9 protein-coding genes are annotated in these 11858 nt (G+C 57.3%); 1 reads left to right on the top strand and 8 read right to left on the bottom strand.

The genetic code is table 11. From position 1 onward, the window contains the following. The 7 genes from ftsH to OEL57_RS09055 all read right to left on the bottom strand — a co-directional run. The coding region (ftsH, locus tag OEL57_RS09085) for an ATP-dependent zinc metalloprotease FtsH (RefSeq protein ID WP_300739825.1) at positions 1-1310 on the bottom strand (1310 nt) is incomplete at its 3' end. A 116-nt stretch (positions 1311-1426) separates the two neighbouring features. Next, on the bottom strand, positions 1427-2836 hold the full coding sequence (tilS, locus tag OEL57_RS09080) for a tRNA lysidine(34) synthetase TilS (protein ID WP_300739822.1): 1410 nt from the start codon (positions 2834-2836) through the stop codon (positions 1427-1429). A gap of 11 nt (positions 2837-2847) precedes the next feature. Continuing rightward, the gene (gene corA, locus OEL57_RS09075; protein WP_300739820.1) at positions 2848-3921 is read right to left on the bottom strand and encodes a magnesium/cobalt transporter CorA; all 1074 of its coding nucleotides are present in this window, start codon (positions 3919-3921) and stop codon (positions 2848-2850) included. A gap of 4 nt (positions 3922-3925) precedes the next feature. Continuing rightward, complete coding sequence (gene pfkA / locus OEL57_RS09070) at positions 3926-4888, bottom strand: 6-phosphofructokinase (RefSeq protein WP_300739817.1); 963 nt, start codon at positions 4886-4888, stop codon at positions 3926-3928. Positions 4889-4992: 104 nt separating this feature from the next. After that, positions 4993-5286, bottom strand: coding sequence for a hypothetical protein (locus OEL57_RS09065; RefSeq protein ID WP_300739815.1), 294 nt, complete (start codon positions 5284-5286; stop codon positions 4993-4995). Positions 5287-5391: 105 nt separating this feature from the next. Then, complete coding sequence (locus OEL57_RS09060; RefSeq protein WP_307726492.1) at positions 5392-8019, bottom strand: MMPL family transporter; 2628 nt, start codon at positions 8017-8019, stop codon at positions 5392-5394. Positions 8020-8034: 15 nt separating this feature from the next. Continuing rightward, on the bottom strand, positions 8035-8214 hold the full coding sequence (locus OEL57_RS09055; protein WP_300739794.1) for a hypothetical protein: 180 nt from the start codon (positions 8212-8214) through the stop codon (positions 8035-8037). A gap of 59 nt (positions 8215-8273) precedes the next feature. Between OEL57_RS09055 and OEL57_RS09050 the strand changes: the two genes are divergently transcribed. Continuing rightward, the gene (locus OEL57_RS09050; protein ID WP_300739792.1) at positions 8274-10991 is read left to right on the top strand and encodes a cation-translocating P-type ATPase; all 2718 of its coding nucleotides are present in this window, start codon (positions 8274-8276) and stop codon (positions 10989-10991) included. A 49-nt stretch (positions 10992-11040) separates the two neighbouring features. Here the strand turns inward: OEL57_RS09050 and OEL57_RS09045 are convergent. Next, a partial coding sequence (locus OEL57_RS09045) for a glyceraldehyde-3-phosphate dehydrogenase (RefSeq protein ID WP_300739790.1) occupies positions 11041-11858 on the bottom strand: 818 nt, incomplete at its 5' end.

Below are 11858 nucleotides of genomic sequence, written 5' to 3'. Positions count from 1 at the left end.
ACCGGATCGCTGCCCGGCACCATCTTGGCCACCAGTGTATGGCCGGCTTCATGGTAGGCAGTGCTCTTCTTTTCCTCGTCAGAGATCACCATGCTGCGGCGCTCGGCACCCATCAGGACCTTGTCCATGGCAGCATCAAAATCCTGCATGTCCACGGAGGTCTTGTTATTACGGGCTGCCAGAAGGGCTGCCTCGTTGACCAGATTAGCCAGATCAGCACCGGAGAAACCGGGGGTGCCACGGGCAATCACACCCAGATCAACCTCAGGAGTCAGCGGCACCTTTTTGGCATGCACAGTCAGGATCTGTTCCCGACCTTTGACATCCGGGCGGGGCACCACTACCTGACGGTCAAAACGGCCGGGCCGCAGCAGAGCAGGGTCAAGTACATCAGGGCGGTTGGTGGCAGCGATCAGGATTACCCCTTCGTTGGACTCAAAACCGTCCATCTCAACCAGCAGCTGGTTCAGTGTCTGTTCACGCTCGTCATGGCCACCACCCAGTCCGGCACCGCGATGGCGTCCGACCGCGTCGATCTCATCAATAAAAATGATGCAGGGGGCGTTCTTCTTGCCTTGCAGGAACAGGTCACGCACCCGGCTGGCACCCACGCCGACAAACATCTCCACAAAGTCTGAACCGGAAATGGAGAAGAACGGTACCCCGGCCTCACCGGCCACAGCACGGGCCAGCAGGGTCTTACCGGTACCGGGAGGACCAACCAGCAGCACCCCTTTGGGGATCTTGCCGCCCAGTGCAGTAAATTTCTTGGGTTCCTTCAGGAAGGCGATGATCTCTTCCAGTTCTTCCTTGGCCTCTTCAATGCCGGCCACATCCTCAAAGGTGATCTTGCCTTGGGCCTCGGTCAGCAGTTTGGCGCGGCTTTTGCCGAAGGACATGGCCTTACCGCCCCCCATCTGCATCTGGCGCATAAAGAAGATCCAGATCCCCACCAACAGTAGCAGCGGAAACCAGGAGATAAAGATTGAGAACCAGGAAAAGCGTTCTTCTTCCGGCTTGGCCTGGATGGTGATCTTCTTTTCCAACAGTTTTTCAGTCAGGTCAGCGTCAAATGTGGGCTTGTAGCTGCGGAACGCCTTTTCCTTGTTGTCCTTGTCCAGATATTTACCGGTCAGGTCATTGCCCTGCAGGATGACCGATTTGATCCGGTTGTCATCAATCTGGGTCATGAGTTCGCTGAAGCTGAGCTTGTCCTCAATAACGCGTGGTTTCTGGAACATGTTGAACAGCATGATCATCATCAGGCTGATGACTAGCCACAGGGCGAGATTCTTGTAGAACTGGTTCAAGAGTTAATCCTCCAATAGCGGAACTTCGGTGTATTCGAGTGTCTGGCGAAATTGAGGAAAATTAACATACTTTATGCTTCAACGACAAGGCTTTTAAGAATTGAGGGTCTGGGGAATCAGGGGAACAGCGGGAGTTGATCCTGGCCGGAGAGGGTGATGCAAATCACCTGTTGCTGGTCAGGATTGACCAGGGCATGCCGACTGCGGCGGATACCGGCCAGCCAGAGCGGTCGATTGCCCTGGCAGATCAGTGGCAGGCAGGGGCGCAGATAGCGGGGGATCTTCAGGTCGGTCAGAAGATCCTGAATAGCGCGGCTGCCTTTGCTTCCCAGCAGTTCCAGGCGGTCGCCGGGGGCAACCGGGCGTACCTGCCAGGGGAAGGGGGCCTGTGTCACATCAATATAGCTGGTTGTTCCGCTCAGTCCTTGCCAGGATAGCGGTGGTTGGGCCTGCTCAATCGTCAAGGTCAGTCCATTGCCAAGCTCGTACCTGCCGAGGGTGCCAATGGTGCAACGGCAGGGTGGGGCAGGCTGCAGCAGTTCTTGAGGGGCAACCAGTAACTGATCAGCGGTCAGTATGGCAATCAGTCTGCAGGGCAGGTTCAGGCTGGCACCGGTGCTGCTTTCCAGCAGCAGGTTGTCGAGAAGCTGATAATGGCGCAGTTCAAAACGTTGCAGGTTGCCGAGAATGTCCTGAATGGCCCTACGGTACAGCCGTAGTCTGAGCGGGCGAGGCTGTTGTCTGAGTTCAGTCAGCGACAGGGCGCTCCAGCCGGTGCCGCTGCGGGATAGCTGTCTGAAAGCTGTCTCCGTACAGTGGGTCAGCAACATCTCGTCTTCTCCCAGCAGACTGGCGGTGGCTGATAACCGCTGGGCAATAGCCGGGTTATACTCCTGCAAAAGCGGCAGTAGTTCATGGCGGATACGGTTACGCAGGTAGGCCTGATCACTGTTGCTGCTGTCCTCCCGGAAGGTCAGCTGGCGATCTGTCAGGTGCTTCCGTAGTTCCTGGCGGTTGATTCCAAGCAGTGGCCGAATAATCCCGGTTTGGTTGATCGGTGCCATGGCCGCCAGTCCGGTGGTTCCGGCGCCACGCAGCAGTCGCAGCAGCAGGGTCTCGGCCTGGTCATCGATATGGTGGGCAACCGCTATGGCAGCGGCATGGTACCGGGTTCGCAGTTCGTCAAAAAAAGCATAGCGTGCCGTGCGTCCGGCTTCCTCCAGAGAGGTCCGCTGCCGATGGGCCAACTGCCTGACAGTAACGCGGCGCAGTTCGCAGGGCAGCTGGTAACGGGCCGCCAGTTGCTGCACAAACAGTTCATCAACATCGCTTTCATCGCCCCGCAGGCAATGGTTCAGGTGGGCCACAATCAGATGTAGCGGGAAGTCGGGCAGGGTTGACAGCAGATCCAGCAGCGCCACAGAATCAGCACCACCGGACACCCCGACAATCAGGCGATCACCGGGTTGGCAAAGTTTGAACTGTTGAATGGTATCCAGTGTTTTTTTGTGGATTGGTGCAGGCATGGGTAGGTAGTTTACAGCCACTTTCTGTGCTTGAAGTAGAAGACCATCCCCACGGTCATGAGGGCCATCAACCCCAGTATGGCAAAGTAGCCGTAGTGCCACTCAAGCTCCGGCATATACTTGAAGTTCATACCGTACAGGCCAACCACAAAGGTCAGCGGGATAAAGATGGTGCCGATGATGGTCAAAAATTTCATGATCTCGTTGGTGCGGTTACTGAGGCTGGAGAGGTAAAGATCCAGCATGCCTGAGAGCAGATCCCGGAAGGTCTCAACCGTATCAATGGTCTGCACCGCATGATCATGGACATCCCGCAGAAACAGACGGGTGGCGTCGCTGATCAGGTCAGTGTCGTCCCGTTCCAGAAAGGATAATACTTCACGCAGCGGCCAGGTTGACTTGCGCAGGTAGATTATCTCTTTTTTCAGGTCATTCAGCTGCACCAGGGTGCGGGGATGGGGGTGCATGGCAACCTCTTCCTCAATATTGACCAGCCGCTCCCCAAACCCTTCCAGTACCGTAAAGTAGCGATCAACCACTGCATCCAGCAGGGTGTAGAGCAGATAGTCAGCCCCCAGAGTTCGAATCTTGCCCTTGGCAGAACGGATTCTCTCCCGGACCGCTCCAAAGGCATCCCCCCGGATCCCTTCCTGAAAGGTCAGCACATAGCCCCTGCCCAGAATCAGACTCAACTGCTCCGCTGCAAAATCACCGTCCGGCAGGGGCAACAGCATCTTGACCACCACAAACAGATAGTCATCATAATCCTCAACCTTGGGGCGCTGAAGTGTACTGACTATGTCTTCCAGCACCAGGGGATGCAGGTTGTAGGCCTCACCCAGGCTGCGGATGGTTTCAACCTGATGTATTCCTTCCACATCCACCCAGACCACGCCTGATGGTTTCGGTTGGATAAGGCTGAGATCAAGGGTTTCTGAGCAGGTATCCTGCAATCCCTGTTCACCATAGGAAAAGACCGAGATACTGACCGCATCTGCCGGGGCTTCACCAATATGAATCAGGCTGCCAGGGGGCAAACCTTCCTTGGAGGCACGGGTTCTGAACAGTCTTTTGGGTCGATTCATGGTCTTAAATTCCCAGGATATCAGCCATACGCAGTAAATCTTCATTCAGCTTCTTCTGGCCACCCTTGACCACCATCTCAAGCAGGGTGGTGGTCAGCGAGTTGGCTGACAGTCCGACCATGACCCCTTTGGTGCCGGATAGCAGCAACTCAACTGATTTTCTGCCAAACCGGCTGCCCAGCAGACGGTCAAACACCGTTGGCGCGCCGCCCCGCTGGTAATGCCCCAGCACCGTCACGCGGGTCTCAAATCCCACTGCGTCTTTGATCCCGTCGGCAATGGACTGGGCATGACCGGCCCCTTCCGCCATAATGATCAGGGCATTGGTACGCCCTTCTTCATAGCGTCGATGCAACTGGTGGCACATATCAGTCAGATCCAGTTCCACCTCCGGCACAATGGCAAACTCAGCCCCGGTGGCAATGGCAGCGGTGGAAGCCAGGTAACCGGAGTTGCGACCCATTACCTCAACAATAAAGGCCCGGTCATGGGATGAGGCAGTGTCCTTGATACAGTCCACCGCATAGATGATGTTGTTCAGGGCGGTATCAACCCCCAACGCCATGTCAGTGTAGGCGATGTCATTGTCAATGCTGGCCGGGATGCCGATCACCGGGAAACCCATCTTGTCCAGGGCCAGGGCGCCGGAAAGGGAGCCGTCACCTCCCACCACGATCAGACCTTCCACCCGTTCCTTCATCAGGTTGTCCAGCGCCTTCTTGCGCCCCTCTTCGGTGCGGAACTCGGTAGAACGGGCTGATTGCAGAAAGGTGCCGCCCCGCTGCAGGGTGCCTGAGACCGCCAAGCTGTCCAGAACTATATACTCGTTCTTCAGTAGCCCGGCATATCCCTTGCGGTAGCCGATCATCTCAACATCATTGGCAATGGCGGTGCGGGCTGCAGCCCGGATGGTGGCATTCATGCCGGAACAGTCACCGCCGCTGGTAAGAATGGCAAGTCGTTTCATAGGGATGCTCCTCAAGAGATCTGGTTATCTGATTCAGTTGATTGTTTTGTGACATGAACGATAGCGCGGTTATGGATGGTACGCAAGCGGGGCATGTTAATTTTTCATTGCCGTAGCAAATGGTCAGTACGGTCTAACAGCATCGGTGCGTTGCTTCTCAACGGGTCTGAGGCAGACCGGCCTGCTGTTTGCCCGGTTTTGTCGATGGTTGGGCTCCACATTTTCAGACGGGAAACCGTGAAGGCTGAGGACGGTATGGGGGCAAAACCAATGAGATCAGAATCATCGACCGGCAACTCGATAGCAGCCTTGTGGTTAAGGATCATATGCGCATCTTTATCTTCTGCATAGCGACCGAATTCAATCAGGTTCTTTATGTCTAGGGCGGGCAGGATCATTACGCCCACTGCGTGCCGGTCAGGACAGTGAAAGAACCAAAGAGTCCGCTGGATCTCTAGTAACCCCGGCATCCTCTAACAATCGGTATTCACCCTCGCCGTTTATCAAGTAGCAGTAACAGTGCCGGTAAACACCAGAAACGCCAGCACAATGGCGGTCATGCCCAGCGACATGACGGCGCCGATGCTGAAGACCCCCTGGTGACGGGCCACCATCAGGGCGCCAAAGCTGAACAGGATGGTCAGGGCGTTCAGGAATACCCCCTTGCCAGCACTGCTGGTGGCCACCTCCACCGGTGATTCCTTTCCCTTCAGGTGACGGCTGATGATGTAGATGGCCGAGTCGATCCCGACCCCCAGCAAGAGCGGCATAACGATGATGTTGGCCACGTTGAACTTCAGGCCGAAAAGCCACATTCCCCCCACCATCAGCAACAGCCCCACTGTCAGCGGCGTTATCCCCAGCAGGGTTGAACGCAGGCTGCGGAAGGCGATCAACAGGATCAGCACCACCCCCCCCAGGGCATACAGGAAGGCCTCCAGGTAGGAGAGCTTGAGGATCTTGAACGATTCATAGACGCTGACCGGTTCGCCGGTGGCGTGGGGATCAACGGACTTGATCTGGGTGACGAACTCCGCCAGCGGCTGTTCGTTGAAGATCTCTTTTTTAGGGGCGATCTGCAGCAGCAGACGGCCATCCTTGCCTACAAAACGCTGCTTCAGTGCCTGGGGAACGTCGGCTTCGGTCACGGTTCCGGCATTAAGGCTTTCCTTCAGCAGCTTCAGCTTCTCCGGTAGCGGGGCAAACATGCTTTCCTGCATCTCCCGCAGCATGGTCAGGGCGTTACCGTCCTTTTCCTTTTCCAGCCCGGCAAAGAATCTGTCCAGGGTTTTCAGGAAGGCGGCTATAGGTTGCGCCTCAGGCAGCTTCTGCGCTTCAAGGTTGTTCTTCAGCTTTTCTACCTGCTCGCGAAAGCTTTCGAAAACAGCCGGTAGCTCCATTACCCGAAGGTTTTCTTCATAGGGAACCGGCTGTACCTTTGCCATGATCTGTTTGATCCGGCCCAACTCAGCCAGCTTTTCCGGCTGCTGATCCGGCACCAGGGCCGGCAGGGATACGACATGGTCTACGCTGGGCAGGGCCTCAAAACGCTTGGTCAGACGGATCGCCTCATCATGGTCTTTGGCCATGGATACTCCGAAGTAGCCGGAGTTCTCTTTGCTCTTCATCAGCTTGTAGGCATAGGTCACCGATTCCAGCCCCTTGGCCTGCAGGTTCAGCATGTTGAAATCAAACGGCACGCGGGTCAGGGCTGCCGTACCGGCCAGGGCCAGCAGGGCTGTGGCGGCCACAATCAGACCGGGGCGTGCAAATAGTCGCTGTAGGCTCGGTTTTGGTTTGTGCGGGATCGGCATGAATTTTTCTGTTTCTGATTTTTTATGCAGCATGACAAGCAGGGCAGGCAACACTGTAAAGGTGGCCGCAAAGCAGACAAAGACCCCCATGGCAGCAATCAGGCCCAGTTCGGCAATGCCGCGGAAGTCGGTCAGGAGGAAGGTCAGAAAGGCCAGGGCGGTGGTGGTAAAGGCCAGCAGGATAGGGCGCAGGTTTGAGGCCAGCGCCTTGGCCAGTGATTCTTCAAACGGGCGGTCATTGAGCAGCTCCTGATGACGCAGTACCACCTGGATGCTGTATTCCACCCCCAACCCCAGCAGCATGACGGCAAAGGCCATGGAGAGGATGTTAAGGTGGCCAACAAAGAGTGTTGCCAGGCCAAAGGCGATGCTGATGGCGATCAGTAGCGCAACCATGGCGGCAACCGTGTTCCTGACACCCCGGAAGGCGAACAGCAGTAGGATGACGGTCAGCACCAGTGACAGGACCGAGGCGATGGTCATGTCATCCATGCTGGTGGCCATCTCTTCATACTCCAGCACCGGCACTCCGGTGATCCCGGCAGTTATTCCCTTAAATTCAGCCTTTTGACGCAGGATGTTCAGCTCTTCACGCACCTTTTTGATCGCCTTTTCAGCCGGTACAAAGCTGTCAGTCTCTTTCAGGGGGCGGATGGCGATCACCTGCTGTCTGCCTGCGTTTTCAAGGGCGGATGGTTTGCCGTCAGCGCCACCGGTCAGGAACGAATCCATGGACAGGCCGCTCTTTTTGCCATCAAACCCGGCAAAGCCTTTGTCCAGCGTACCCAGCATAAAGGTCAGGCGTTGCAGTTTGTCCGGTGATGGTACCTTCAGGTAGTTGTTAATCTGATCCGTCAGTGAGCTGAACAGGGTCTGGATTGAGGGGGCGGCTGCCAGATCTTGCAGCACCGGCCCTGCCTTTTCCAGCGTGTGAGCCATCGCCTTCAGTTCATCAAGGGACATGAACAGCAGTCCGTTCTGACGGAAGTAGGGCATGCCGCCGGGATACAACACCTCCAGAAAGAGGCGCTTTTCCTGGGACAGCCGGGCATACAGGGCATCACTGAAGGTGCTGACCAAAGCCGGATCAGCCCCTTCGATCACCACGGCAATCTCTTCCTGATCACCAAAGGCAGCGCGGTAGGCCTGATAATCTTTCTGGAAAGCCGCATGCCGGGGCATCAGATCATCACGGCCAGTCAAAAACTCCAGCCTCAGGGAGGTGTACACAATTGACAAGGCAGCCAGCAGCAGGGCAACGGTCAAAACTATGCGGGGATGGCGGATGATAGCGCCAAAGAAACGGAATGCGGACATTATAAATACTCCGGATTAAGGTTGTTGGTTGCGCGGTGTCTGCTTTTTCCAGGGGGCGACAAACAGGTAGAGGATTACCAGAAAGGGCAGGGCGGAAAAGGCAGCCTCAAGCTTGCCAAGAAACAGTTGCCAGGTGGAAAACCCCAGTATGGTAGCGGTGAAGCAGATTAACAGGATAGCGGCTGATTTGCTCATGACAGGCAGTGTACTATCATCTAGCTGAAAAGTGAAGCATTGGTGGTATACTGTCATCCATGGACAGAGAACTCAAAACAGTATGGCATACCCTTACCGAAAATCTGGCGCTTGAACTGTTGCAGACAACGCCTGATACCGGTCTGAGCTCTGACGAGGCTGCTCGTCGTTTGCAGCAGTACGGTCGGAACGAGCTGACCGAACAGGCCGGGCGTTCCCCCTGGCGGATCCTCTGGGAACAGTTTACCTCCACCATGGCCCTGATCCTGACCGCTGCTGCCGTGGTTTCCGGTCTGGTGGGTTCATTCAAGGATGCCGCGACCATATTTGCCATTGTGATTCTGTTTGCCCTGCTGGGGTTTACTCAGGATTATCGCGCTGAGCGGGCCATTGCAGCCCTGAAGCGGATGGCTGTGCCGCTGGTGCGGGTGCGGCGGGATATGACGGTGCTGGAGCTGCCTTCTCTGCAACTGGTGCCCGGCGATATTGTGCTGCTGGAGGCTGGTAGCGTGGTTCCAGCTGATTGCCGTCTGCTGGAGGCCCATGGCCTGCGGGTGCAGGAGTCCCTGTTGACCGGTGAGTCAGAGGCGGTGGAGAAGCAGACTGACCAGATTGCAACGGAGGAACTGCCGCTGGGTGACCGCCGAAACCTGCTGTTCATGGGCACCCTGGTGTCGGCTGGCAGGGCGGTGGCAGTGGTGGTTGCCACCGGTATGCAGACTGAACTGGGCAAAATAGCCACCCTGCTGCAGCAGGTGGGGCAGGAATGGACCCCGCTACAGAAACGGCTGGATCGGCTGGGCAAGGTGTTGGCCGTGGTCTCGGTGGCGGTGGCAGGGGTGATCTTTGCGGTAGGGATGCTGCGGGGTGAGGCACTGAAGGAGATGCTGCTGCTGGCGGTTAGTGTGGCTGTGGCTGCTATCCCGGAAGGGTTGCCGGCGGTGGTTACCATCACCCTGGCCCTGGGGGCCCAGCGGATGTTGAAACGCCATGCCCTGATCCGGCGTTTGCCAGCCGTGGAGACTCTTGGATCGGTCACGGTGATCTGCAGTGACAAGACCGGTACCCTGACCCAGAACCGGATGACCGTAACCGGCCTGGTGGGTACGGATACGCTGCTATCTCCCTCACCTCTAACCCCTCTCCCTGGGGGAGAGGCCGGCCAAAGGCCGGGTGAGGGGGGGGAGTATGATCAGCTTTTGTTGATGGTCGGCACGCTCTGCAATGATGCGGTTTTGAAGATTGAAGATGGTGAAGAGGTTGTGCTGGGTGACCCCACTGAAGGTGCCCTGGTCTCTGCTGCTGCAATCGCAGGTCTGTTCCGTGGTGAGCTGGAGCTGTCCCTGCCACGGATTGCCGAGATCCCCTTTGATTCTGTTACCAAACGGATGATTACCGTACACCATATTACTGCGCTGATTCCCGGCTTCGTGTCGCTACCACCGTTGCCAGCAGGCGGTACTCTGTTGGCAGCCAAAGGCGCGCTGGATAGCGTGTTGGGACTGTGCAGCGGTCTGTTGGTACAAGGCAGGGTGGAGCGACTGACTGAGCAGCATCTCCAGACCCTGCAGGCGGCGGCAGACCGCTTTGCTGCCGAAGGACAGCGGGTACTGGCCCTGGCGTTGCGGGTTTTGCAGCCGGGTGAAGATGGTCGGGTGGAGGCCCTGGAGCAGGAGTTTGTCTGCATCGGTCTGGTTGCCCTGACTGACCCGCCTCGCCAGGAAGCGCAAGAAGCGGTGCAACGCTGCCTGAGTGCCGGTATCAGGCCGGTAATGATTACCGGTGATCACCCGCTGACCGCCCGGGCCATTGCCCGGCAGGTGGGGATTGATGATTCTGGTGGCGCCTTGACCGGCGTTGAGCTTGATCGACTGCCCCCGGAGCAGTTTGACGCGGCGGTGGCAACGGTCTCGGTCTATGCCAGGGTTGCGCCGGAACACAAATTGCGGATTGTGGATGCGATTCAGCGCAGCGGCGGTGTCGCTGCCATGACCGGCGACGGAGTCAACGATGCCCCGGCCCTGAAAAAGGCTGATGTGGGGGTGGCCATGGGCAAGGTTGGCACTGACGTGGCCCGGGAGGCCAGCGACATGGTGCTTCTGGATGACAACTTTGCCACCATTGTGGCAGCGGTGGAGGAAGGCCGCACCATCTATGACAACATTCGCAAGTTTGTGGTCTTTTCCGTGGCAGGCAATACCGGCAAGATTCTGGCTGTGCTGATCCTGCCATTTTTGGGGATGGGTATGCCGCTGACCCCGCTGCAACTGCTCTGGCTCAACCTGCTGACCGATGGCCTGCTGGGGCTGGGTATGGGGCTGGAACGGCCTGAACCTGATGTTATGAAGCGCCCGCCGATTGCACCGGACAGCCAGATCTTTGACCGCCGCACGGTTCGCTATGTCCTGCTGACCGGCAGCCTGATCGGCGGCTCTTGCATGCTGGTTACCTGGTTGGTCTGGCAGTCTGGTGGCCCCTGGCAGACGGTGCTGTTTGCCTCACTGGCCCTGGCTCAGATCGCCCAGGCCATGGCGTTACGCTCCTTCCGCAGTTCATTTCTGCAGATGGGTCTCTTCAGTAATCCGTCTCTGCTGGCCATGGCCGCCAGTGTGCTGTTGCTGCAGGGGCTGGTCATCTGGTTGCCGCAGTTGCAGGGCTTCTTTCGTACAACGGCCCTGACAGGGGAACAGCTGGGGTTGGTACTGCTACCTGCGGTTGCCGTGTTTTTGCTGCTGGAGGGGGGGAAGTTGGCTGGACGCCTGGGCAGGAAATCATAAAAAAACAGGGCACCCGGATTGGATGCCCTGTCTGGTAATATCTCATCAATTACGGCAGCGACGGCAATTCAATCCCCGCCATTTTTTGTACCATCCGCACTACCTGACAGCTGTAGCCAAACTCGTTATCGTACCAGACGTACAACACGCAGCGGTTGCCCTGCACGATGGTGGCCAGTGAGTCAACCACACCGGCATGGCGTGAGCCGACAAAGTCGCTGGAGACCACTTCCGGTGACACCACGTAATCAATCTGGTTCTGCAGCGGTGAGTTCAGGGCGGTGTCCCGCAGGAAGCTGTTCAGCTCCTTGACCGTGGTCTCCTGTCCCAGTCCCAGGTTCAGGATCGCCAGGGAGACGTTGGGGGTTGGTACCCGGATGGCGTTGCCGGTCAGTTTGCCGGCCAGATCAGGGATGACCTTTGCTACCGCCTTGGCAGCGCCGGTCTCGGTGATAACCATGTTCAGCGGGGCACTGCGGCCACGGCGTGAACCTTTGTGGTAGTTGTCAATCAGGTTCTGGTCGTTGGTGTAGGAGTGGCAGGTCTCCACATGGCCGTGCTGGATGGTGAAGCGGTCATGGATCGCCTTCAGCACCGGCACAATGGCGTTGGTGGTGCAGCTGGCAGCGGAGAAGATGGTTTCGTTCTCAACGATAAGTTCGTTGTTAACCCCGGCCACCACGTTGGGGATATCACCCTTGCCCGGTGCGGTCAGGATTACTTTGGAGATGCCTTTGGCCTGCAGGTGGCGGCCCAGTCCTTCGCGGTCGCGCCATTTGCCGGTGTTGTCGATCAGGATGGCATTGTTGATACCGTAGGCGGTGTAATCTACATTTTCTGGTGCATCGGCATAGATGATTCTGATCA

The sequence above is a fragment of the Trichlorobacter sp. genome, assembly GCF_030247655.1.
Lineage (GTDB): Bacteria > Desulfobacterota > Desulfuromonadia > Geobacterales > Pseudopelobacteraceae > Trichlorobacter.
Note: the sequence above shows the minus strand (reverse complement) of the source record. Positions and strands in the feature narration are given on the sequence as shown.